Source organism: Scytonema sp. UIC 10036, assembly GCF_009725235.1.
Window position 1 is genome coordinate 22273 of record NZ_WJFC01000020.1, and the last position, 22869, is coordinate 45141.

Annotated in this window: 24 protein-coding genes and 1 pseudogene; 15 read left to right on the forward strand and 10 right to left on the reverse strand. The window is 41.7% G+C overall.

The window, feature by feature from the left end; all coding sequences use genetic code 11:
* Positions 1-30: 30 nt before the first annotated feature.
* On the forward strand, positions 31-216 hold the full coding sequence (locus F7734_RS11840) for a DUF1156 domain-containing protein (RefSeq protein ID WP_155744839.1): 186 nt from the start codon (positions 31-33) through the stop codon (positions 214-216).
* Between the two features lie 253 nt (positions 217-469).
* Here F7734_RS11840 and F7734_RS11845 read toward each other — a convergent pair whose 3' ends face one another.
* The 3 genes from F7734_RS11845 to F7734_RS11855 form a co-directional block, all read right to left on the reverse strand.
* Positions 470-2812 carry a WD40 repeat domain-containing protein gene (locus tag F7734_RS11845; protein WP_155744908.1) on the reverse strand — a complete coding sequence of 781 codons (2343 nt, stop codon included), beginning with the start codon at positions 2810-2812 and terminating at the stop codon, positions 470-472.
* 250 nt (positions 2813-3062) lie between these two features.
* On the reverse strand, positions 3063-3404 hold the full coding sequence (locus tag F7734_RS11850; protein WP_155744840.1) for a hypothetical protein: 342 nt from the start codon (positions 3402-3404) through the stop codon (positions 3063-3065).
* 823 nt (positions 3405-4227) lie between these two features.
* Positions 4228-4380, reverse strand: coding sequence for a hypothetical protein (locus F7734_RS11855; protein WP_155744841.1), 153 nt, complete (start codon positions 4378-4380; stop codon positions 4228-4230).
* A 151-nt stretch (positions 4381-4531) separates the two neighbouring features.
* On the opposite strand from F7734_RS11855, the gene msrA reads away from it, so the two are divergent.
* The 3 genes from msrA (at position 4532) to F7734_RS11870 (ending at position 7831) form a co-directional block, all read left to right on the forward strand.
* Positions 4532-4993: a peptide-methionine (S)-S-oxide reductase MsrA gene (gene msrA / locus F7734_RS11860; protein WP_155744842.1), complete on the forward strand. Its 462-nt coding sequence runs from the start codon at positions 4532-4534 to the stop codon at positions 4991-4993.
* Positions 4994-5539: 546 nt separating this feature from the next.
* Positions 5540-5995: a DMT family transporter gene (locus F7734_RS11865; protein ID WP_155744843.1), complete on the forward strand. Its 456-nt coding sequence runs from the start codon at positions 5540-5542 to the stop codon at positions 5993-5995.
* Positions 5996-6061: 66 nt separating this feature from the next.
* Positions 6062-7831 carry a Rieske (2Fe-2S) protein gene (locus F7734_RS11870; protein WP_243146830.1) on the forward strand — a complete coding sequence of 590 codons (1770 nt, stop codon included), beginning with the start codon at positions 6062-6064 and terminating at the stop codon, positions 7829-7831.
* 141 nt (positions 7832-7972) lie between these two features.
* Here the strand turns inward: F7734_RS11870 and selD are convergent, their stop codons facing one another.
* Positions 7973-9016, reverse strand: coding sequence for a selenide, water dikinase SelD (selD, locus tag F7734_RS11875; RefSeq protein WP_155744844.1), 1044 nt, complete (start codon positions 9014-9016; stop codon positions 7973-7975).
* Between the two features lie 75 nt (positions 9017-9091).
* Between selD and F7734_RS11880 the strand changes: the two genes are divergently transcribed.
* A complete protein-coding gene (locus F7734_RS11880; protein WP_155744845.1) occupies positions 9092-9307 on the forward strand; it encodes a hypothetical protein in 216 nt (71 codons plus the stop codon).
* Between the two features lie 227 nt (positions 9308-9534).
* Complete coding sequence (locus F7734_RS11885; RefSeq protein WP_155744846.1) at positions 9535-9840, forward strand: hypothetical protein; 306 nt, start codon at positions 9535-9537, stop codon at positions 9838-9840.
* A gap of 24 nt (positions 9841-9864) precedes the next feature.
* On the opposite strand, the gene F7734_RS11890 is transcribed toward F7734_RS11885, so the two are convergent.
* Positions 9865-10095, reverse strand: coding sequence for a hypothetical protein (locus tag F7734_RS11890; RefSeq protein ID WP_155744847.1), 231 nt, complete (start codon positions 10093-10095; stop codon positions 9865-9867).
* A 214-nt stretch (positions 10096-10309) separates the two neighbouring features.
* Here F7734_RS11890 and F7734_RS11895 point away from each other — a divergent pair, with 214 nt between their 5' ends.
* Positions 10310-11767, forward strand: a complete 1458-nt coding sequence (locus F7734_RS11895) for a PLP-dependent aminotransferase family protein (protein WP_155744848.1) — start codon at positions 10310-10312, stop codon at positions 11765-11767.
* Positions 11768-11823: 56 nt separating this feature from the next.
* On the opposite strand, the gene F7734_RS11900 is transcribed toward F7734_RS11895, so the two are convergent.
* Together F7734_RS11900 and F7734_RS11905 are read right to left on the reverse strand one after the other, a co-directional pair.
* Complete coding sequence (locus tag F7734_RS11900) at positions 11824-12906, reverse strand: hypothetical protein (protein WP_155744849.1); 1083 nt, start codon at positions 12904-12906, stop codon at positions 11824-11826.
* Positions 12907-13086: 180 nt separating this feature from the next.
* Positions 13087-14064, reverse strand: coding sequence for a Fic family protein (locus F7734_RS11905; protein ID WP_243146831.1), 978 nt, complete (start codon positions 14062-14064; stop codon positions 13087-13089).
* 624 nt (positions 14065-14688) lie between these two features.
* On the opposite strand from F7734_RS11905, the gene F7734_RS60665 reads away from it, so the two are divergent.
* Positions 14689-15270, forward strand: a complete 582-nt coding sequence (locus tag F7734_RS60665) for an SH3 domain-containing protein (protein WP_166481860.1) — start codon at positions 14689-14691, stop codon at positions 15268-15270.
* Between the two features lie 358 nt (positions 15271-15628).
* Here the strand turns inward: F7734_RS60665 and F7734_RS11915 are convergent, their stop codons facing one another.
* Positions 15629-16228: a DUF1802 family protein gene (locus tag F7734_RS11915; RefSeq protein ID WP_155744850.1), complete on the reverse strand. Its 600-nt coding sequence runs from the start codon at positions 16226-16228 to the stop codon at positions 15629-15631.
* Positions 16229-16548: 320 nt separating this feature from the next.
* Between F7734_RS11915 and F7734_RS11920 the strand changes: the two genes are divergently transcribed.
* The 3 genes and pseudogenes from F7734_RS11920 to F7734_RS11930 form a co-directional block, all read left to right on the forward strand.
* Entirely contained in the window at positions 16549-17163 is a 615-nt protein-coding gene (locus tag F7734_RS11920; RefSeq protein ID WP_155744851.1) for a hypothetical protein, read from the forward strand.
* Positions 17164-17292: 129 nt separating this feature from the next.
* On the forward strand, positions 17293-17841 hold the full coding sequence (locus tag F7734_RS11925) for a L,D-transpeptidase (RefSeq protein ID WP_155744852.1): 549 nt from the start codon (positions 17293-17295) through the stop codon (positions 17839-17841).
* 12 nt (positions 17842-17853) lie between these two features.
* Positions 17854-18006 (forward strand): annotated as a pseudogene (locus F7734_RS11930) (aldo/keto reductase); the annotation flags it as partial.
* Positions 18007-18405: 399 nt separating this feature from the next.
* Here F7734_RS11930 and F7734_RS11935 read toward each other — a convergent pair.
* Together F7734_RS11935 and F7734_RS11940 are read right to left on the reverse strand one after the other, a co-directional pair.
* Positions 18406-19344 (reverse strand): alpha/beta fold hydrolase, encoded by a 939-nt coding sequence (locus tag F7734_RS11935; RefSeq protein ID WP_155744853.1) that lies wholly within the window; start codon positions 19342-19344, stop codon positions 18406-18408.
* Between the two features lie 445 nt (positions 19345-19789).
* Entirely contained in the window at positions 19790-20260 is a 471-nt protein-coding gene (locus tag F7734_RS11940) for a GNAT family N-acetyltransferase (RefSeq protein WP_155744913.1), read from the reverse strand.
* 59 nt (positions 20261-20319) lie between these two features.
* Between F7734_RS11940 and F7734_RS11945 the strand changes: the two genes are divergently transcribed.
* From F7734_RS11945 to F7734_RS11960, 4 genes are all read left to right on the forward strand, one after another.
* On the forward strand, positions 20320-20856 hold the full coding sequence (locus F7734_RS11945) for a MarR family transcriptional regulator (RefSeq protein ID WP_243146832.1): 537 nt from the start codon (positions 20320-20322) through the stop codon (positions 20854-20856).
* Between the two features lie 197 nt (positions 20857-21053).
* A complete protein-coding gene (locus F7734_RS11950; protein WP_155744854.1) occupies positions 21054-21932 on the forward strand; it encodes a shikimate dehydrogenase in 879 nt (292 codons plus the stop codon).
* Between the two features lie 16 nt (positions 21933-21948).
* Positions 21949-22311, forward strand: coding sequence for a DOPA 4,5-dioxygenase family protein (locus tag F7734_RS11955; protein WP_155744855.1), 363 nt, complete (start codon positions 21949-21951; stop codon positions 22309-22311).
* Between the two features lie 173 nt (positions 22312-22484).
* A complete protein-coding gene (locus F7734_RS11960) occupies positions 22485-22724 on the forward strand; it encodes a hypothetical protein (RefSeq protein WP_155744856.1) in 240 nt (79 codons plus the stop codon).
* Positions 22725-22869: the final 145 nt, after the last annotated feature.

Consider the following 22869-nt stretch of genomic DNA (forward strand, 5'->3'; position numbering starts at 1 on the left):
AATTAGTTAAAATATAAAATCTAAAGTAGAATGACAAACGACCGTCGCCTAATTGAAGACTTTATCCCTATTCGTGAAATTTCCCTTGAAGCAGCACGAGAAAAATCGATTAGAAAAGGACATATTTCCACACTCCATGGCGGCAAAAAAACAATAAAGATAATCAACGCATACGGCGTGGTGGTTCGTTGGACAGTCCAGAACTGTTCGGTGTGATGTTAGCAATAGCATCCAAAAATCAAACCGGGTCGGGTATTTTGGTAAGCGATCGCTGAACAGTTGCTCGATCCATTTTAAAGTATTGCGACAGGGCTAAGCTGGCATTACTTATCCTGCGTTACGTTTTTCTTGCTAGATGGTGAAATTTTTCGCTCGCGACTGCCTTGTGTAGCACTGAATACAGGAGGCGGAGCCTCTACTAAGGCATTCCCAGGCGGAGCCTGGGAACGAGAGGAGAAGTGAGTGCTGGTCACTGGTCACTGTTTTGCTGCCAAATTTTCAGTGTCTTATCGGAACTACCACTAGCAATAAATTGACCATTGGGGCTTATGGCAATGGAATTCACGACTGCTGAATGCCCGGAAAAAGTTTGTAGCAGTTCTCCTGTCTGCAAACACCACATCTTAATAGTTGTGTCTGCACTGGCGCTGAGGATACTTTGCCCATCTGGAGTCATGGCTACCGATTTTACTTCATCTGAATGCCCTGTTAAAGTATGGAGGACTTCTCCACTGTCTAGATGCCAAATTTTGACAGTTGTATCAGTACTACCACTGGCAAGAAGTAATCCATCTGAACTCATCGCTACCGAATTGACTGCGCCTGAATGTCCGCTAAAGGTATGTAATGGGTCTCCGGTACGTGGATTCCACAGTCTTATTTTGTGGTCGCTGCTACCGCTTGCTAAAGTTGTGCCATCAGAACTGATAACGGCATCATAAACTACAGATGAATGCCAAAGGGTACAAATGCGATCGCCTGTTTGCAAGTTCCAAATTTTAATTTTATTACTACCTGTAGCCAAAATTTGACCATCTGGACTAATAGCTATACAGTTAACTGGTTTTTGATGTCCCAGTAGCGTGTGTATTAGTTTACCTGTGGGAAGATACCAAACTTTAACGTTGCTTCTAGGGTGTTCGCAACTACCAACAGCCAAAAACTTTCCATCAGAGCTGACTGCAACAGATGAAACTTCTCCGATATTTCCTGTTAACGTGCGAATGACTTTGCCAGTTGAAAGATTCCATACCTTAATTGTTTTATCTGCGGAGCCACTGACTGCGGTCAACCCATCTGAACTAATGGCAACTGATGTAATTTTGTCAGAATGCCCTGTTAAAGTATAGCTGAGATTGTAAGCTGATTCCTGTTTTCGTTGTGCTTTGAGGTTCGCTATTGTATTCAAAAGCTCTTTAACATAAGTCATACTTTGATTGTCGCCAATCATAGCAAAACATTGCTTTAACTTTCCAAGATATTCTTCATCTTCTCCCCTCACGGCGGCTCGCATTTCTTCTAATGGATGTCTTCCTGGCTGATGGGTAACTTGACGCAATCTCAACCAAGTGTTTATGGAATAGTCAAGTTGTTGCTTTGCCCAAGTGCGATCGCTTAAATGAGATAAACTTTGAGCGAGTTGCAAAGCTAATTCAGGAATCCAGTAATTGCGCTCTATCTCTAATGCTTGGTAAAGTTGCTTGTAACCTGTTGCGATCGCTTGTAGTGTTGTCACATCCAGATTATCTTTTAGCAAACTGGGCAGCAATTTTGGTAATATAGGGGGAACATCGTGATAAATTAGGTGGTAAGAATCAGTCACCCAACTTGCTGCTAAAATGTGACAGGTGACTAAAACCTGGCAGAGCTTGTCAATATCTTGACGATTCACGTGATATTTCAAAGATAATTTACTCACGTCAATTCCCTTAGCTCTCCATCTTTCCTCCTTCTCCAAAATTTCTAAGTTAGCAGCATTGTCTTGACCGAGAGCGTGAATTTCCTCTAAATCTTCTCCCATCGCTATCAGTTCATCTCGGATGCTTCTCCACTCCAAAGCACGGTTTTTAGCTGATTGATAAACAATTTCTTTTAATGGTAGTTGAGCAATGGTTTTATAGTAATAGTTTTCTTGTCCAATTCCCCAGTAACCAATGCGGAAATTGAGGTAATCTCCACTAGCCTCAGACTCTAAAATCAAAATAGGCTCTGTTTTCAACATTCCATACAAAGCTTTGATACTAGATTCACTGTGAAAACGTTTGCTATCCCAGGCTCCTGCTAAAAACTCTGTTGGTCTCACGGGATCGTGAAGTGAGTAATGGCTGTTCAGAAAATCTCGCAATCCTTCAGCTAGTTTTAGCTCTATATTTGAAATATCTTCTTCACGGCGATCGTATTTATCAAACTTGATTTTAGGAGGAGCAAGGAAAATTTTGAGCGGAGTGCGTCCATTCTGAGAATGAGATTCTAAAATCTGTGAAGGTGATAAGCGCAAAGGCCAACTGTCAAAAATTTTATTCACTTCAGATAGCTTAAGTGCTGTTTCACGCTGATAAGTTGCTATCTGTAATTGTGCTTTATGATAATAAACTGCTAACTCCTGTTGTTGAATTTTTTCTTGCTCGGCTTCTCTCCCATAACTAATGCTTTGACTGGCGTTGCTGACAGTCTCAAGAACTTGCTTGATTTCTTCTGAAGGAAGAAATTTTGTTATAGAGGAACTAGCTTCACTTCTTTTTTCTATAAAATTTGCAATAACAGGCGCAAACTCTAGTACAAGTTGAATGAGTAACTTTAATCCGGGCTCCATAAACAGATGCCTGTGAGATAAATATTCTTGAATCGGGTCTAATATTAATTTCAATGATAGCTCTATTGTTTTCCGGATAATTTAGTTGTATATTTTCTTACTTTTGATCCACGGGGGCTACAGGAGCTTTTTCCGTACCTAGTTTTTCATACACAACTGCTATTGCCCATTCCGAACAAACCTTGAAAAATTAATACTTGCTTTAGATCGGCTCAATTTCTATTTCTTCACAACAGGGTCAAAGACTTATTTATTCAACCAATCTGTTGAAAATATTCTGGGCGCGATCGCGAACATTTTCAACACCCTTGGCTAACTGATAAAAGACTTCCCATTCATCAGCCGTCACTTTTATGTATAATTTATGACTCTGAATGGATGCTGTAAATTGTTGGCTATCCGAACGTGAAACTTTTAGGTAGTATCCAAGTGTTTCAGGAGAGCAAATTTTTACTTTCCAAGCAATATAGCTAAAGTCATACACAATGACTTCACCCAAATACTGCTTGATTTTGTGTCGGCTATTATTAAACAATTTCTCAACATCTTGACTAATTTCTCGACTCAGCTTACACGCATCTAGAATATTCATAATTTCCTCGTTGCAGTTTATTCAAAAACAAATATTTAGCTAGAGCATCGGTATAGTAGTCTCAAAAGGCGCGGTTTCTTGATAAAAACCCGCTGTTTGAAAAGTCTATACACGTCTAAAAAACTCTTCTTGGTAAAATAAATCGGCTATCCTTAATTTGGTAAAAAAAGTATTATTTATTACATATGCTTATGTGTTTATTCTTAAAACTGATTTTACAAGTGAGTTACAAGTGAGTTATTGGAATGATACTGAATCTGGCTTATAAACTCCTTTTTGATGGAACCGCAAAGACGCAAAGAGCACGAAGAGAAGAAAAAGAAGATAAAGGGGGTAGCTACTCCCTTGTTGCTATAAGATTATCGATCTACTTTTCCTCTTACTCCCTTGCTCTTTGCGACGCCCGGAGCTTCAACTCTGGGAACCAGAGCAACACACTGGCTCGTCTTTGTGGTTCATTTAAAGAGGTAATCTTCGGGCGGAAAGGAAGTAATCTGGATTTGGTATGATAACTTGCTGTACCCGATCGGCAAGCAACTCCTGCTAAGGATGAAAGTAAATAATTTATACACATATAAAATAGTCATAGGGCAGGTATAACCATTACTATATTTCTATTAAAAACTTTCATTGTTAACTAATCCCAGTATCTTATATATAAAATATGACACTTTATTTGAGTTAATGACAGAGTATAATTACAGAAAAGCTGTAAACTGGCGATCGGCTACCTACTACGGAAAAACTCGCTTGCACCGCTGGGTGTACTCAACTTAATCAGAACTTAGGCAATTTAATAAAGTTTTGCTTAAAATTATCAGGTCTATTGCCACTTAATAGCCTTGGGGTCACAATTTGGATCGCCAACATAACATTTGGTCTGTTTCTGAATTTGGCTGAATATTGCTGCCACAAGTACGAGAGTTACTAGCAATAGCAACACATTTTCAACAGGCTTCGTATTTCCTGCAGTCATAGCTTTTACGTTCTAGCAGTGAAGCGATAATAAACGAAGTTGAAGTTACGTTCTGTTATTTGGTGACTGTGGGAGCAAGTATCTATAGTGTTTAGGCATTAGTTAATAACTGTTAAAATATTTACAGAACTCAATACTAATTTGGAATGCAATGGATTTGGCAACGTTTGGTGCTGGCTGCTTTTGGGCTGCTGAAGCGGCATTTCGTAAAGTAAAGGGTGTGGTGTCAACCTCAGTGGGCTACATGGGAGGTCATTTTCCCAACCCTTCTTATCTGGATGTGTTATCAAGAATAACAGGTCATGCTGAGGTTGTACAGGTGGAGTATGACCCGCAACAGGTGAGTTACGACGAGCTGCTAGAGGTCTTTTGGAATATCCACGACCCGACAACGCTGAATCGTCAGGGACCAGATCGAGGCGAACAGTACAGATCTGTTATCTTTGTTCATAATGCTCAACAAGAAGAAACTGCAAGATTCTCAAAGGCAAAGCAACAGCAGTCCAGCAGATTTGATAAAGATATAGTGACAGAGATTGTTCCCGCTAGTGAATATTACTTAGCCACAGCAGAGCACCAGCAGTATTTTGAGAAAAAGGGACGCGCTGTTTGAAGGCTGAAAATTTCACTTACATAGCAAAACGCTAACAGCATTGTACATACTGCCGCAGCAAGCAACTCAATAAGTTGATAGTAAAACCTCAGAAAATCCTTATTTTTTTTTGTTACTTTTTAAAGTGTGATTTTCTTAAGATATCCCGCTTACAAGGCGGGCTTTTTTTTTGTATTCTTCGTATATTACACGATTTAGCCTGAATTCATTGTTTATTTTTACAAAGTTGGTTAGATCCTCGACTTCTTTAAGGATCTGGCTGGTAAATGGGGGGTGAGAAGTACTCTCTCGTTCCCAGGCTCTGTCTGGGAACGAGGTGGGGGTCAAGAGCTAACAGCGTCCTTTAAGAAGTTGGGGAGCTTGGTACCGCTCGATAAAAAATAAAGAAAACTCTTTACAAAGTCTCTCCGGTTGTTTAAACTGAATTTTATAAAGAAAAATCTTTAGAAAATAACGGCTCGTAGGCTAGTTCTGTTTCCTGGACTGTCTATTGGCAGTAGCGCATGAATTTTCTCACATACCTTATTGAAAGTGATACCCGGTGCTATGAATGAAAGAAGCCTTTTCCTGGTAGCAGCACTGAGCGGTGGCGCTGTGTTACCCGTTCAGGTTGCTCTTAACACTCTTCTGAGACGTTATGTTGGTGAGCCTATGCAAGTCACCTTTATTTCGTATCTTGCTGGCACTCTTGCATCGCTGGCGATTTGTTTCTTTGCTCGCTATCCAAGCCCCAGTTGGGCTTTACTCTCTCAAACCTCTTGGTGGATGTGGGTGGGGGGTTGCTTGGGAACTCTTTATGTCTGGTCAACTATTTTTGCTACACCTAAAATTGGCGCAGCGTTGACGTTATCGCTAACAATTGCCGGACAGATGATTGCAGCACTTTTTCTAGATCATTTTGGTGCTCTTGGGTTGACTAGATACGCAGCTAGCCCATTACGTATTGCAGGCATTATGTTTGTAATTATTGGGGTTTCTTTGGTTGCTGCTGCTAAAAAGTAGTACAATTTTGGATTTTAGATTTTAGATTTTGGATTGAGAAAGCTTAAGTATTGTTACCATAAAAGGATGATGACACAAACTTTTGACACCACAACAAGTAAAGAACGCTACGTTCGTGCTGCTTCTGTTGCAGATGTTCAAGCAGCAGGTAGTATGCTGGTTCATCTAGATAAGCACGCGATCGCACTTTTCTACTCAGACAACAAGATTTATGCCATCGATAATCGATGTCCCCATATGGGTTTTCCCCTCCATGGGAGTACTTGTAAAGATGGAATTGTGACTTGTCCTTGGCACTATGCTCGCTTTGATTTGGCTGGTGGTGGAACCTTTGATTCTTGGGCAGATGATGTCCGTGCCTTTCCTATAGAGATTCGGGATGGCGAAGTGTGGGTAAATCTAGCTCCCCAAGTCGATCGCGCAGTTCATCAACGCCAACGCCTGCTCCATGGATTGGAACAAGGTATTTCCCTTGTCATTGCCAAATCTGTCATAGCTTTGCTAGATATGGGAACAGATCCTACCGAACCATTCCGAGTTGGATTGGAATTTGGCACCCGTTATAATAAAGAAGGTTGGAGTACGGGTTTAACCATGCACACCTGCATGATGAATTTATTACCATACTTAAATGCAGAAGATCGACCTCTTGCTCTTTATCAAGGGCTTTCAGCAGTAGCCCGTGACAGTGGAAGTGCTCCACCTCACTTTGTGGTTCACCCATTACCCAATTCCAGTGTTGACTTGACTACCCTCAAAAGCTGGTTCCGCCAATTCATCGAACGGCGGGATAGTGAAGCGGCAGAACGGTGTCTCATATCTGCAATTCGTTTGGGTGCAGAGAAAAAGCAAATTGCAGATATGTTGTTTGCGGCGGCAACAGACCATCGTTACATTGATGTTGGTCACACGCTTGACTTTATCAACAAAGCATTAGAAGCACTAGATGCTGTTAATTGGCAACAAGCAGAGCAAGTTTTAGCGAGTTTAATTTCCGGCTTAGCAAATGCCTCTCGCATGGAAGAGTCAAATTCCTGGCGTTATCCAGTAGATTTGGTAGCTATTTTGGAATCTGCATTTGACGAGTTGCCTGCTGCTTTGAAGGAAGGACAACCCCGACAGGAAAATTGGTCAAATCAAGAACAGTTGATTCCTATTCTTTTGGGTGAAAATCCTCAAGCAATAGCCGATGCACTGTTAACAGCTTTGCGAGAAGGTTGCACTGAAGAGCAATTAGCAAGTGTTGTCAGTTATGCTGCAGCCCTGCGTGTTGCCCGCTTTAATACCAATAATGATTTTGGAGACTGGGACACAGCCCACCATCCCTTGACTTTCGCCAATGCCGTTCATCAAGGATTGCGGCGTGTAGCTTCATTGGAGTTACTTCGAGGCGTGTTTGATGCGGCAATGAGCGTATATCTCAACCGTTTTTTGAATGTTCCACCAGCTCGACTCCCAGAACCCAAGGACGAAGTAGAACATCCAGAAGAATTGCTCGAGCAACTACCGGAGTTTTTGGATCGGCAACAGCAAGTTAATGAAGTTGCAAGGTTAGTTGCTCATTACTTGTATAGTGGCGGCAAACCAGAACAGTTAATGGCAGTTCTTGGTAAATTAATGTTGCGAGAAAATCGAGATTTCCACGTGATTCAGGAAATAGAAGCAGCTTTCCGACAGTATTCTTTGTTGGGATCAACGGACGCGGGTATTCACGTACTGATAGCCGCAGCTAGGTATTTAGCAGCACACTCACCCACCATGCGATCGCAAGCTCAAACTTATCAAATAGCTTATCGGTTGCACAAGGGCGATCGTTTGTTTGAAGATAGGGAGTAGGGATTCCCACTCGTTCCCAGCCTCAGGCTGGGAATGCCTAGCTAGAGGCTCTGCCTCTTCCGAAAAAGATATAAGGGCGCAATGCCTTGCGCCCCTACCAAGACTTTTGGGTAGCCTGGGAACGAGTGGATGGGTTCCTGCTCAGGTGACTTCGATTCCTACTTCTCCTGCTGTACATTCACCAATGACCGAAGAAAAGCCAAATCCCTCCGCTAAGAGTTGTTCTAAAATAGCAGGAGCGCTTTCTGGTGCTACAGAAAGTAACAAACCGCCACTGGTTTGAGGATCTGCTAGCAGTAAAGTTTCCCATTCAGCTAAGGAGTTACTTAACCCTGCTTGCTTAATTTCAGACTGATAACTGTCCCAGTTGCGTTTTGCAGCGCCCGGAAAAATGCCTTGGGATGCTAATGCTTTAGCTTCTGATAAAATCGGAATCTGAGAAAATGAAATTTTAGCTCTAATTTCACTACCTCGGCAAATCTCTAGTAAATGACCAAGTAGTCCGAATCCCGTTACATCTGTCATGGCGTGAACATCAGGATGAGTTGCTAAAGTGGCTCCCACTTTATTTAACTGTGTCATTACCTTAAGAACTGATTCGTAAGCATCTGGTGTCAATTGACTTTTCTTTAGGGCTGTTGTCATGACTCCAATCCCCAAAGGCTTTGTCAAAATGAGCTTGTCTTTTGGTTTTGCAGTGGCGTTCCGTCGCACAGACATTGGATGCACTAATCCGGCGGCAACCAAGCCAAAAATGGGTTCCGGGGAATCAATAGAATGCCCGCCTGCAAGAGGAATCCCTGCTTCCTGACAAACTGCTGCCCCACCTAGCATGATGCCTCGAATTGCTTCCATCGGTAGGGTGTTGATTGGCATACCCAACACGGCTAAGGCTAAAATTGGCTTTCCACCCATGGCGTAGACATCAGACAAAGCGTTTGTCGCTGCAATTCGTCCAAAATCTACTGGTTCATCAACTATGGGCATGAAAAAATCTGTTGTCAGTACTAGGGCTTGGTTATCGTTTAGTTGATAAACTGCTGCATCATCACTCGTTTGAGTACCTACTAGCAGTTGCTCTAACCCTTGATTTAAGGGAACTTGGCGTAGGATTTCCTGCAATTGAGCAGGAGCAATCTTGCAGCCGCAGCCACCACCATGAGAGTACTGAGTGAGGCGAATCATAACTGAACATTTTATATTTTTTTAGATTGAACCACTTATTAATATAATGCTAGCTCAGCGTTATAAACCCGGTATTTGGGAGATACCAGGTTTATTTATCTCACGATGGCGTTAAGTGCGATCGCAGATTTTACCGCTCGCACTCACACTTCGCTCGAACTTAACCTAAATAAGTTACCATCAACACTTACAAGCCCAGTTAAAATAGCGCGATCGCCCGAATTCGTGATGATAAAATCAGCGTCACCACTATCCTGGAAGAGTTGGAATTGCACAGTGCCTGTAGCCTAAACTTCTAGGTCACACTTAGGTTGAGTTATGGCTCAATACCACCTTCCTCAGACTAAGCTGCCATATTCTCTCTAAATATATATAAAAATCCTTCTTAAGGAGGAGGACATTTTTGTAGTAAAGAGATATATTAAAGATGAGCTCTATTATTCCCCAATTTAAACCAAAATTTTGTATTTTGAAGAATCAAACAATCTGTAGGAAATTAAAGTTTAAGTTGATAAATTATGCAAGCTAATGGAGAAATATCTTTATCAATAGAGCGGTTCATTTCTAGGGAATATGTAATTTCAAAATTGCCAGAAAATGCCCATTTAATTTCGGCTGATTTAGTTCCCTTTCAAGTTGCAGTAGATAAAAATTTAATTTTTCATAGTGTCTCACCAAGGGAAATGATATGGTATGTCAAAGTTTTATATTATAAAAACTTTGGCATACAAAACAAGCTTCCCATCAATGTGGTGCAAACTCTCATCTATGATGCTGAAACAGGAGACTTAGTTTGTTGGCAAGGCACGTTTGAGAGATTGTAGTTTTTCACCTAGTATAAGAAGCAATCAACACCTGTAGTAACACTGCTCAATCCAGAGCCGCATTTCTTCTTCAGAACCAAAACAAGCCGAACGTCCTGTTATCGGGTCATAAGCATGCCAAGAAAAAACTTGTCCTTTCCGGTCTAACTCCTGCCATACTTGCAATTCAGAAGCTCGAACTAGGCACGTTACAAATTGTTGCCAAGTTTTTTCGATCGCTGGCAACATTTTTTTAGAAAAATTCATACTTTTCATATTTACATCCTGGGAGAAGTAAGAACCATTACTTATACTTTCTCCCAGGAATTTTTAATAGAGAAGGTACACTTTTAGCAATTTGTACTAGAACAGTTGTCAAGATATAGAACTGTTCTGGTAAAAATTGATGAAACTGTACTAGAACGAGAAAGAAAAAATCACTTATATTACAAGTACTGGTAATGTTGTAGTCTTTCAACAATGCACCATCATGAAGATTTGGTTAGAACGGGAATCAGCTAAACCCATTTACTTGCAAATACGCGATCGCATCAGTCGTCTGATCAAATCTGGTGTACTTCAACCAGGCGATCGTCTTCCTTCCATCCGCTCGCTAGCGGAAAGTTTGCAAGTCAATAAACTGACAATTATTGAGGCTTACAACGTTTTAGAGGCAGATGGGATAATTTCCGCCCGTCAGGGATCGGGATACTTTGTGAATAGTGTAAATCGTTCCTCTGCCAACTTAAAATCAACATTTGCGCCCGTACAAAACGTCATCATTCCAGAGCAAGGTAGAAGCAGTTTTTTTGATATGTATACGGCTACGGTAGAAGCACAGACGCAGCCGGGAATGGTTAATTTTGGTTGTGGTTTTCCTCATCCACCAAAAGATATTGATTTAATTGCAAGAAGAGCACTCAGACAAACTCCCGATGGCTTATTTAAATATGACTTGCCTCAAGGACAGCTTACTCTTCGCAGGCAAATTGCTCAGATGCTAATACAGCAAGGGATGGAGGTAACAGCAGAAAATTTAATCGTTACCAGTGGTTCCGAGCAAGGACTGTCATTGGCATTGCAGTATTATTTACAACCAGGAGATTGGGTAATTGTAGAAACGCCCACATATTTTGGTGCTCTTGCAAGTTTGGAAAACTTGGGAGCTAAAATCATCGGTATTCCCATGACTGCTCAAGGAATGAATTTAGATTTACTAGAGAAGTACCTCAAGAGCCATCGTCCAAAACTCATATACACAATTAGTGCCTTACACAATCCCACAGGAATTACAACAACACAAGCACACCGACAGGAATTGCTAGCATTAGCAGAGAAATATGAGTGTCCAATTTTAGAAGATAACGCATATGAAGGATTGACTTTTGAACCCGCTCCTGCGCCCATCAAAGCTTTTGACACGCAGGATTTAGTTATATACTTAGGGACATTTTCTAAAACTTTAATGCCCGGTTTAAGAGTCGGTTACATGGTTGTGACAGGCAAGCATTTTCATAACATTCTTGAACGAAAGTTACTTCACGATCTTCACACGTCCACTATTTCTCAAGCAATTGTGAGCGAATACTTGGCGTCAGGACATCTGCGCCGTCACCTCAATCGGCTGCGGACAGAAAACCTCCACACTCGCGATGCTATGCTAGCAGCACTAGAGCGTTACTTTCCCCAAGAAGCCAGGTGGACAGTGCCCAAAGGAGGATTATTTCTCTGGGTACAATTACCAGAACACACTCCCATTCAAACAATACGCATTGAAGCGTTATCTCAGAACGTCCTAGTTCCCTGTCATTCAGTATTTTTTCCAGATAGGAAAGGATATCCCGCTATGCGGTTAACATTCACTCCTTCACCAGAAGAAATTGAGCAAGGTGTCTCTGTTTTAGGTAAATTACTGAAGAAATACCTTTGTACAAAAATAGCCAGTTAATCTTTTGTATCTTGTTTGTAGTTGCGCTTCAGCGCATGCGTCGCAACTACAAACTATCAAAAACATCCAAGCAAACGATAACCATCATTTCGACCGAGCCTATCGAATTTTTGTAGCAAAGTATTATTTTGAGAAACAAATAGTGAATCTCCGTAATCCACTCTATCTCGATCTAGACCATAAAACCATTGAGTCGTTGAAAGAATATCCTCAAGATATATTAAGTCTGAGTAGCTATAACAACTTTCAGTCTTTACAAGCAAACTTTGCAATTTTTCTAAATCTGTGCCTTGAGGAACAAAAACCAATGTATCTGGTTCTCTAAAAGATAACAGACACATTGATTCAAAAGAATATTCATTCAGTGGCTGATAAATACCTAAAGGTTGGTTGCTATCAGCAGTCACTAGTTGCTGAATAAATTTATATTCCACTGGTTCTCGCTCTAACATTAAAAATGAATCATCATCAAATAAGTCAGTCACTAACCAAGGTGGAGTAATATCACAATCACATACATTCCAAAGACGACTTGCAGGTTCATGGTAACCACTAAGCAATATAGCTGTTGCCAATGAACTCATTTTACTAGTTACATCATAACTTTTAATAAAGAAATGAGTGGATGGTATTATGCCATATTTACTTTCAACGTTTCCTACATTCAACGTTACATCAAGAAAAAGATTGCGAAGATTTTGTTCTCTCGATATAAAGCCATAGCATAAAAATCTTTTTGGTCCAGCAAATGGAAAAATAGACCAGGAATAATTAGTTGAGAGAAAATTTAGGAATTCATCGATTTCGTCAAAAGAAGTTTTATACTTCGGACCACTATATGCAGGTATAGGGGCATTAAAGGATAAATCAAGCTTTTCTTGAATTACGCGATCGCCATGAATATACCAAGGCTGAGAGTAAAAATAGCCTTGATGAGATGGGATATGTTCGAGTGAAGTTAACTGACTTTTCCCTTGCTTATTGCAAATAAAAATATGAGAAGATGTTTTTTTGAGAAATTCATGGATTTTCTTAATTAGAAAAGGGCGATAATCAATAAATAGAGTAAGATAATACACGAGTTTTTTAGAGAAGTCTAAGAGGATATTTGAAAAGTTGTTAGCTGTGATTAAAATCACATTAATTACCCCCCTTAATCCCCCCGATGTATTGGGGGAAATAAGAGAAATCGAGTTCCCTCACGCCACGTGCTTCAAGTCGGGCATTGCCCGCCCAACGCAGTGGCTCCCCTTTATAAGGGCAGGGTTAGGGAGGGGTAAAAATATTTGATACATCAATCGTGACTTTTCAAACATCCTCTAATAATGTTCGCTTAAAAATGCTAACATCTCTTCGTAAAATGGAAGCCCTCTTCCCCTGCTCTCCCAAGCAGTCGATAAGACGTGCAGCATTTCAATCAACGATTGTTGAGCAGCATCCAGAAGCAACGTCAATAACGGGGAAAGGTTGTTTTGTTGCTGACCCTCCACAACCGCATCAATATACGCTTTACGCACCTGATTGGAAATGACCACGATTGGATAACCAGATCTGAGTAAGAGCAAATTCATTAATAATCTTCCCGTGCGTCCGTTCCCATCCCGAAACGGATGAATCGAAACAAATCGCAGATGAGCTTCAGCCGCAAACTCAATTGGGTGCTGAACCGCAGTTTCTGGCGAGTTCAACCAGGTAACAAACTCAGTCATGAAATCATTGAGTAAGTAGTGCGGTGGATAGACATATTCAGTGCCAGCCGCTCTAACATCAAGCTGACGGTAGCGCCCTACTTCTTCAGGAGAAATTGCCCGCAGAATTAAATTATGAATCTGTTTGATCTCCCATTCTCCAATAGGGGTTGAGTTTTGAGCAAGTTGTTCAATATAGTCGATCGCATCTTTATGCCCGATGACTTCTAAATGTTCCCGTAGCGTTTTCCCACCAATTGTAATTCCAGTTTCTAACACCAAAGCAGTTTCACTTTGCGTTAAAGTGTTGCCTTCAATGGCGTTTGAGTTATAAGTAAAGCGCACATCATAAAGTTTCTTAAGTTCTGCAACCACTGTTGTCGGGAGCGGACGAAAACTATCCAACCAAGCCTTGAGTTGATTTACCTGCTGAAATTTATCTGAAAGCGTCATATTTGCCAAAACTGACAAGCGGTTTTGAATTTCTTTTGCCATATCAACAAGGCGATGTTGAATCAGCATTTGAATAAAGGTATCGTAGCATTGAGCGGCAATTTCAGTTAATGAGGCAGAAGACGCGCTTGAGGATGGTACTTGATTGACAACCATAAAATATCACTTGTTTTACGTTAGGTCTTCAGAGTCCAAACTCGATCCGGTCATATCATCCACCTTGCTGTTTGGAGACAAACCCAATATCCATTGTAGAAACAACTTGCAAGTATAAGCCAGTCATATTATTAAGGATACGAAGTATCTAGCTTGAATTTACGAGCAGTCGCTCAACACTAGCTTTTTGTAACAAGATTGGGCTTTATGGTTGCGGAAATATAAACGGAACCAAGAACAGTATTTTCCCGTCTCAAAGGAGACAATCTTGATGATGCACTCACACTACGGCTATTGCCGAACGGTAACACGTAGCGCAGACGTGCTTGCTTGGAAAATTACCAAGTATCAGACGGGGCTACAAATGATTCCTTAACTGCTCTTTTGAACAAGCAGTTGAATCTGCTGAAAAGGTTGGGAAAATCGCTATTATCTACCAGAAGAAAAAAAGCAAGAAACTTTTCCGGAATATCACCGACTTACTTTGTATCCTCCATTAAGTAGTCGATAGTAGAAACCGAGATTAAAACAACAGGATAGTTGATGCAAATACAACTATTCAACCAAAACAAATCACTATTCTCATCACTATTCTCAATCTCACAATAAGGGAGACTAAATCTCATGGAAACTCGTAACCAAAATTCTAAATTTGGCATATCTTCTCTCAAAAAAAGTGCAGCAGTAGCTGGCGTATTGTTTGTAACAACATTAAGCTCGGCATTTGCAGCTGGTATGGCTCCGGCTCAAGCTGGTTATGATGATGGCTATTATGGTTATGATGAATATCCTAGCTATCAATATCAAGTTGCTAGTAGTCGTCGTGCTCCTGTTCGCACAGTCCGAGTGACTGCACCTACTGCAGTCATTATCCGTTCCGGTCCTGGTTTGGATTATGAAAGAATCGGCAGAATCCCTAACGGACATTATGTCAAAGTCAGCTATTCCTCTGGAAAGTGGGCAAAACTTGTTAGTGGTCCTGGTTGGATTCATTCTGATTACATTAGTGGTTCTACTGGCGGTCGTGTTTATACAGTACGAGTGAATGCTCCTGTTGGAGTTGTGATTCGTTCTGGTCCTGGTTCTGATTATGCAAGAATCGGTAGCATACGTCATGGACAGTATGTCAGAGTCAGCTATTCTTCTGGAGACTGGGTGAAGCTTGTCGGTCAACGCGGTTGGGTTCATGCTGACTACCTTGACTAAACCTATTTGAAGAGGATGTTTCATCTCTCGTTCCCAGGTAGAACCTGGGAATGCCTTACGGGAGGCGGAGCCTCCTGTACTCTACCTGCAAAGCAAGGCTCTGCTTCACCATAAGACATAGGCGTGGAAAAAATGTAAGGGCGCAATGCCTTGCGCCCCTACCAAAACTTTCGGGTAATGCGTAATTAATTTCTGGAGATGTCTATACAGGGAGGCGGAGCCTCGCAATCTGCATTCCCAGGTAGAACCTGGGAACGAGAAGAGAGAAGAACCTGGGAACGAGAAGAGAGAAGAACCTGGGAACGAGAAGAGAGAAGAAAAAATCATTTATGCGGGAGACCACAAGGTTAGAAACTGCCTAACTACTTTGTGAAGCATAAAACTTGTTACTGATAATATTCCTGATTTCCTCCACGATCGCGTTATACTTAGAGTTAGGTAAAACAGGTTCTGCTCCTTGTCGCGATATAACTTCCACTAAATCGATCCACGATTTACAACCCCCATATTCTTTGCGGTATGGAATCACCCGTTCTTGGGGTAGTTTGTAAGCCCTTAATAGGAGAACATACAAGGGCTGATGGTGTTTCCATTTGAGGCGATCGCTGATAAAAGACTCGCTCCAGATATGAAATGGTTCTAAAGCTTTTACAATTGACTCATTACTGACCTGAAAAATATCAGTAATTTCAGCCCAACTACCAATACGTACTGTTTCTGGATGCCAACCCGATGTAACAGGAGTAACCAAATTGGCATAGTCTGGTTTTAATAAGAAAGGTTGTTGATGCTCGTAAGTTGGGTAGAGTAAAATTTGATCGTAGGCTACTTGAAAACGCCCGCCTTGTTCGTGGATACCCCCTTTCCGTAGAAGCATAATTGTTTTACCGCTTTCCAAGGCATTGATAGCAATAGCCCATTCTTTAAGTGCATGAGAAGTGAGAGTTAAGTCCTGCATAAAGAATTACATTTAAAGCTGGATTTCATGTTTCTATCCAGCATACCCTTACAAAATAGCATCTGCAATTAGTTAGAAATATTATACCTAAATAAATAGAAAAGCTTTTCTTGAATCTCATATTGTAGTTAAACATTAGACCCTGCTTTAGATAGACGAGTCCGTTAAGTGACGGAGTTAACTTATAGAAGTAAATCTCAACATCTCATCCAACAACTTGGCACTGAAATGACTAAAAGCTTCAGTGTAAGGTATGGTAACAGTTCGAGATTCAGCACCTAATATTTGCTGAAAATTTTTATGTATGTAAGGAGACTCCAATGAACGGAAATAACGAGAAGAAATTATTCCAAGTCTTAACTAGTACTGTAGGCATTATTGGTGCTAGTGTGTTACTGAGTGTGCCAGCGTTTGCAATGCCTAATTCTAGCTCTCGTAACGTTAAAGTGAGTGAAGCTCCAGTAGATACCTTATACAGTCAAAGCCAAGTACCCGAACCTACGGGTGGTAATACAATGGAGCGTATAGGACGAGATGAAAATTTAAATAACAGAAATACTGTTAATCAGCGCTCTCAAAACGGTAGCAATACAGGTGGAACATCGGGAGATACCAATAACACCACAAACCAAAACCAAACCTATCCGGGCGGTAGCGATACCGGAACATCGGAGTATCGTAATAACAACCGTAACGAAAACCAAACCTATCCCGGCAGTAGCAATATTGATAGACAAGACTCTCAATACAATACTCCCTCTGGTACTCAGCAAAATCAATACAATACTCCCTCTGGTACCCAGCAAAATCAATACAATACTCCCTCTGGTACTCAGCAAAATCAATACAATACTCCCTCTGATACCCAGCAAAATCAATACAACAATTCCACCGACGGACAAAATACCAATAATGGTGTAAGAGCGCTTTGGTAATTTCTGGAGGTCTTGAATGACCTAATTGACCATAAGTGAGTGAGATTCCCGACTTCCTTTAAGAAGTCGGGAATCTTGTGAGTAATAAACGAGTTTTTTTTCATCCTTCTTACTTTTTTGTTTGCTCAGATGTTTAAGCAATTATTCAAGATATTTTTCTTACTTTGTGTATTGTGTGTGTATTCAAGTTCGCAAGCTGCACTAGCTGCTGAGGATGAGAGCCAAGATTCTTTACAAAACTCAGTCACCGAACCAATTGATACTAAAATCAATGATTTAATAACTCTGCCTCTTCACTTAAAAATAAATCTTCGCCAACGCCAAGTAACAGTTTATCAAGGAAAAAATTTGATTAAAAGTTACCCAGTTGCTGTAGGGCGGCGGGGTTGGGAAACTCCTGTTGGGAATTTCCGAGTTCGTGATATGTTGGTTAATCCAACTTGGATTCACCCTAAGACAGGTAAAGCTATACCAGGGGGAGATGCAAAAAATCCTCTCGGTAATTACTGGATTGGATTTTGGACAAATGGTAAAGACTGGGTTGGCTTTCACGGAACTCCAAATCCTGAGTCTGTAGGTACTGCTGCTTCACACGGTTGTATTCGGATGTACAACCAAGATATTGAGGAATTATTCAAGTTGGTCAATATTGGAACACCTGTGACTGTTGAACGGTAGGTTATGGTTTTTGCGATCGCAGGTGCAAGATACGCAGAGCAAGCCCAAGCCAACGCAAAAGCAGCATCGGTGAAACTTTCTCCACAAGAATTACAAGAAATAGATGCCATAGGACGTATTGTGACCGATCCTTTGGATAAAAATCCAATTATGTGGGACTGGTAATTTTGCGAAATTCAACAACTTGTAAACTTCACGTAACAAATGCTTGCGGAGGCAAAATAGGGTGATATCTTATAGATAAGACACCAAAAGGAAACATAAATGAAGCGGGCAATTGACAAGGTGTCTCCGGTCATAAGCCCAAGCAAATTATCAGCATGCTAATGATGCTAAGTGGCAACCGCCAAAACCAACAGGCAACGCCAAATCCCAAAGCGGAAAAACAAAGGAATGCTGAGTTTGCTGAATGTTCTGTCCACCCTTAGTTGTTAAATATCCAAAGAAAAACCGATTTGATTAGTTGCAAGTTTTAGAAACCTGGTCCCTCTGACCAGGTTTTCAAGTTTTTATGTAGGCAATAGGGACTGGGAATAGGGCGATTGGGGATCGGGACCCCAGTCCCTAGTCCCCAATACCCAATACCCAATCCCGCAACAAAGAATTGACTTGATTGGGAACTTCATCATGAGGACAATGACCGGCACTGAGAAAATGTTCTGTCAGTTCGGGATAATATTGTCGAAACTTTTTGGAACGTTCTCTTGCATTGACCCAAGGATCTGCTTCTCCCCACAGCATCAAGAGAGGACAAGTTAACTGTTTTAACAGCACATCAACTTTTTCTCCTTGAGGGGTACTGAATACAGATGAAAACACATCAAAAGCGCCTGTATCGCAAGCAGGAAGATAAATTTCTTCGACTAATTGGTCTGTAATTGCAGTTTGATCGAGGTAAACTTTCTCCAACGTCTGACGAATCACCCATTTTTGTTTGATGTACTGGAACAAAAGAAACTGAGCTAATGGTTGTTGAAAGAACCACTTAACAACGTCACCTAGCAGTTTTTGTAATTGTTCGTTTGCTTTAGGAGGTTCAATTTGAGTTTGCAGGGCTTCTGGTTCCGGTGAAGGTTGATTTTCACTAAATGGACCAGCACTATTGAGTAATACCAAACCTGCTGCAGCATCGGGACATTGGGCTGCTACACACAAACTTGCGTAACCACCAAGGGAATTTCCCACCAACACAGCTCTTTGACCAATAACTGCAGTAATAAAGTCATGGAGTTGGTCGCGCCACAAATTGCCACTATACTCCAGTTTAGGTTTAGCGGAACGTCCAAACCCTAAAAGGTCTATAGCAAAAACTTCAAAATCATCACACAGCCGTGTTATGTTTTTACGCCAATGGTCTGTAGACGCACCAAATCCGTGTACCAAGAGTATAGCAGGACGTTGGGGATGCTTTTCTCCTGCTTTTACGTAGTAAATGTTGTGTCCTCGCCATTGCCAAAATTGTCCGGGGATTGGAGTTGAAGAGGGGGCTGTTGTTACCTGCATGACTGTACGTTTGCTAATTTTTGAGGGATAAAATGAGATTATATCTGCACTAGTGGTCTACCACATTGAATTTGAGGATCTCCCACCTCGTCCACCTCGTTCCCAGGCTCTGCCTGGGAATGCCTTACGGGAGGCTCCGCCTCCTGTGCTCTAACAGCCCGCGAGGCAGAGCCTCGTAGTCTGCATTCCCAACCTCTGGCTGGGAACGAGTGTTGGGGAGTTGTCCACCTACCCATTAGAATTAATGTAGCGAACCACTAGTTAATTAGAAATTGAGAACAGGGGTATTCAGGAATGTTATCTTAGCATGATTTAAGACCTCTAGCAATCCCATACGATAGTTCTTGCTCTCATGCGTACATGATTTAGGAATGCCATTTCTCTGCGGAGCTTTTACTTTTGAAAATATCTAAAATCTATTTCTGGATTCATGGGTTACTGTAGTTCACTCCGCATTCAACACTTTACGAAACACAATCTTATCAGCGCCCGCCGTGTAGAAGTCCCGGATGCGAGCCTCCTCCTCGAAGCCGCACTTCGCGTAGAACGTCCTTGTGCGATCGAAGCTCGCTAACGTTTCCACCAGTAGCATTCGCCCACCGCGTGCCTTCAAAGTTTCTTCAACGTAGTGCATCAGTTTCCTACCACGTCCTTGTCCCTGGCGATCCGAGCGAATGGCGATCAATTGTAGGTTCCACGTCCCATCGGTCATCCGTTCAGGCTCACAGTAGGCGACCCCCACTGGTCCGTCTTCGTCATCGCTGTCAGTGATCCAGAAGGAATCGTTATCGCTGTTGCCACCGAGATAGTCAGCCAGCATTTTGCGGAGATCCTCAAGTTCGTTCAGTTCGAAACCGATTGTGTTGGCTACAGCAATCAGTGCCGGAGCATCTTCGGGTTTTGTAGGTCGGATCATTAACAACTTCAATATATGCTTCTCGCATATAATAACTACCAGATTTGCTTGATGTCAATATGCATGATGCATATAATTTAGATATGGAACACACTAACCTTGCGAATGTAGTGGGAGCTTTAGCCCTTGCCTTGACAGATTTGGTGGCTCAGTCGGTGGAGCGAACAATCGATGATGCAGGACCAGCTGCCGAGGCTGTGTGCTTGGTAAGACATGTACCAGGGATACCCATTGAACAATTGCGTCGAGCCCTTGGAATGTCGCATCCAGGTGCCGTGAGGCTTGTAGAGCGACTCGAGAAACTTGGATTAATTCTCCGCGAACGCAGCTCTGTCGATCGCCGCGCTGTGGAGCTGAAATTGACTCAAGAAGGGGAAGCTCTGGTAAGCAAGATGCATCAAGCGCGGCTCAATGCACTTGAGGAAGCCATCGCTTCCCTATCCTCAAAAGATCGCCTGCATTTATGCCGCATCAGTAACCAAATCTTGTTTTCCCTGACAAAAACAAAGGACAGCGCCTTAGCTATCTGCCGTTTATGTGACGAAACTAACTGTCTGAATTGTCCAGTGGCTAAACGTTACAGTGAATTGACTTAACGGACTTCAATCTCAACCAAAGCTACTCAACACGAGTCACTCTATACTGCCATCTCTATTGTTTCCCCAGGAATGATAATATTTGGGTAGATATCATCAGTATTACTTCTTCATTTTAGTACTGTAGGGGTGCAACGCCTTGCGCCCCTACTAACCACCAACCACTAACAACTAACCATCAACCACCAACCAACCCAATGATTACAGGCAAAACCAAGCTACTTGGAATAATTGGGCATCCTGTAGAGCATTCACTGTCCCCGGTGATGCAAAATGCAGCGATTGCCGAGATGGAATTAGATTATGTTTACATCCCCTTTTCGGTAGAACCGCAAAATTTAAAAGTAGCTCTTCAAGGCTTTGCTTCCATTGGAATTGTTGGCTTTAACGCGACTATTCCACATAAAGAGGCTATACTACCTCTGCTATCAGAAATTTCACCCATTGCTGAAGCAGTGGGAGCAGTTAACACTGTAACTCGTAAAGATAACAAATGGATCGGAACCAATACTGATGTAGAAGGGTTTCTTGCTCCTTTAGAAACAACGTATAACCGAGATTGGCGTCAGACAGTAGCTGTTGTTTTAGGCAATGGTGGTGCGGCAAGGGCAGTGGTAGCAGGTTGTGCTAAATTGGGTTGTGCTGAAATTTATGTGGTTGGTCGCAATACTCAGAAGTTAGAGGAATTCTGTGAAAGTTGGAGCAATTCTCCCATTGCGGTGAATTTACAGGTCAGTGAATGGCGTTCCTTATCCAAGCTTCTTCCACAAGCCAACTTACTGGTGAATACAACTCCTATCGGAATGTATCCTAAGGTTGAAGAATCACCACTTGATACAGAGGAAATAGCGCAACTACCAGAGAATGCGATCGCATACGATTTAATATACAAACCCAAACCAACCAAATTTCTGCAACAAGCGCAACAAGCAGGTATAACAGCCATTGACGGATTGGAGATGTTAGTTCAACAAGGTGCGGCTGCATTAAAATTCTGGTTACAGCGTGAATCTGTTCCTGTAGATGTGATGCGCCAATCTTTATTTCAACAACTTGGATTTAAGGATTCAAAATAAACTTGAGAATAATGTCATGACAGAAGATTCTATCAAAATCATTGGTTTTCATGCTCATGTTTACTTCGATACTACCAGTTATGAAGCAGCTGCACGAGTACGTGAAGGACTGGATGCTCGATTTGATGTGCGACTTGGGCGTTGGCATGAGAATCCTATCGGTCCCCATCCAAAAGGAATGTACCAAGTTGCGTTTGCACCAGAGCAATTTGCCAAAGTCGTACCTTGGTTAATGCTTAACCGCGAAGGATTGGATATTCTCGTTCATCCTGAGACAGGTGATGATGTGAAAGACCATACAGAGCATGCTTTATGGTTGGGAGAAAAATTAGAGCTCAACATCGAATTTCTGCGAGCAATATCCGCTCGAACAGCATAATGCCAATTAAAAACGTATATTGTACATTTGTACTATAAAGTCGAAGAACTAACCCACCTACAAAGGTGGGATTTTTCTTCGATGGAATAAACAGGGGTAACCCGCACCTGTACCGATCTACAGTCAACACAGGTGTGGAATTGTGCATCGCGTATAGGAGGTACAAATAAAATATGACTGCACTTCAGACAAAACCTCGATACCGACGAGGGCAATTAGTAGAGGTATCGCGAGAGGATGTCATCTATCACGGGGTAGTTATTAAGGTGTGCGAAATTAATCGCTGTTGGGATAGATGGGTATATGTCGGACACTGCGTGTACTACCCCAAAAATCTGCGTCATTACCAAAATAATGCGAACCGTCACAAATGGACATTGTTTGAGGAGGAACTCGGCGAATATAACCAGTAATCACTTTCAATCTTTACAGTTTCTTTATGAAGATAGGGAATTAATTTACACAAAAGTTAAAGACATCAAACGTATACTGAAACATGAGATAGCTTGTCCGAGGAAGATTACAAAAGATTCGGGGGTGCATTATCAGAAATTTAAA

Bases quoted from the DNA above. Each gene is read 5' to 3' on its own strand.
- F7734_RS11840 (WP_155744839.1), top strand. From the start codon at position 31: ATGACAAACGACCGTCGCCTAATTGAAGACTTTATCCCTATTCGTGAA.
- F7734_RS11845 (WP_155744908.1), bottom strand. From the start codon at position 2,812: ATGGAGCCCGGATTAAAGTTACTCATTCAACTTGTACTAGAGTTTGCG.
- F7734_RS11850 (WP_155744840.1), bottom strand. From the start codon at position 3,404: ATGAATATTCTAGATGCGTGTAAGCTGAGTCGAGAAATTAGTCAAGAT.
- F7734_RS11855 (WP_155744841.1), bottom strand. From the start codon at position 4,380: ATGACTGCAGGAAATACGAAGCCTGTTGAAAATGTGTTGCTATTGCTA.
- msrA (WP_155744842.1), top strand. From the start codon at position 4,532: ATGGATTTGGCAACGTTTGGTGCTGGCTGCTTTTGGGCTGCTGAAGCG.
- F7734_RS11865 (WP_155744843.1), top strand. From the start codon at position 5,540: ATGAATGAAAGAAGCCTTTTCCTGGTAGCAGCACTGAGCGGTGGCGCT.
- F7734_RS11870 (WP_243146830.1), top strand. From the start codon at position 6,062: ATGATGACACAAACTTTTGACACCACAACAAGTAAAGAACGCTACGTT.
- selD (WP_155744844.1), bottom strand. From the start codon at position 9,016: ATGATTCGCCTCACTCAGTACTCTCATGGTGGTGGCTGCGGCTGCAAG.
- F7734_RS11885 (WP_155744846.1), top strand. From the start codon at position 9,535: ATGCAAGCTAATGGAGAAATATCTTTATCAATAGAGCGGTTCATTTCT.
- F7734_RS11890 (WP_155744847.1), bottom strand. From the start codon at position 10,095: ATGAAAAGTATGAATTTTTCTAAAAAAATGTTGCCAGCGATCGAAAAA.
- F7734_RS11895 (WP_155744848.1), top strand. From the start codon at position 10,310: ATGAAGATTTGGTTAGAACGGGAATCAGCTAAACCCATTTACTTGCAA.
- F7734_RS11905 (WP_243146831.1), bottom strand. From the start codon at position 14,064: ATGGTTGTCAATCAAGTACCATCCTCAAGCGCGTCTTCTGCCTCATTA.
- F7734_RS60665 (WP_166481860.1), top strand. From the start codon at position 14,689: ATGGAAACTCGTAACCAAAATTCTAAATTTGGCATATCTTCTCTCAAA.
- F7734_RS11915 (WP_155744850.1), bottom strand. From the start codon at position 16,228: ATGCAGGACTTAACTCTCACTTCTCATGCACTTAAAGAATGGGCTATT.
- F7734_RS11920 (WP_155744851.1), top strand. From the start codon at position 16,549: ATGAACGGAAATAACGAGAAGAAATTATTCCAAGTCTTAACTAGTACT.
- F7734_RS11925 (WP_155744852.1), top strand. From the start codon at position 17,293: ATGTTTAAGCAATTATTCAAGATATTTTTCTTACTTTGTGTATTGTGT.
- F7734_RS11935 (WP_155744853.1), bottom strand. From the start codon at position 19,344: ATGCAGGTAACAACAGCCCCCTCTTCAACTCCAATCCCCGGACAATTT.
- F7734_RS11940 (WP_155744913.1), bottom strand. From the start codon at position 20,260: ATGATCCGACCTACAAAACCCGAAGATGCTCCGGCACTGATTGCTGTA.
- F7734_RS11945 (WP_243146832.1), top strand. From the start codon at position 20,320: ATGCATGATGCATATAATTTAGATATGGAACACACTAACCTTGCGAAT.
- F7734_RS11950 (WP_155744854.1), top strand. From the start codon at position 21,054: ATGATTACAGGCAAAACCAAGCTACTTGGAATAATTGGGCATCCTGTA.
- F7734_RS11955 (WP_155744855.1), top strand. From the start codon at position 21,949: ATGACAGAAGATTCTATCAAAATCATTGGTTTTCATGCTCATGTTTAC.
- F7734_RS11960 (WP_155744856.1), top strand. From the start codon at position 22,485: ATGACTGCACTTCAGACAAAACCTCGATACCGACGAGGGCAATTAGTA.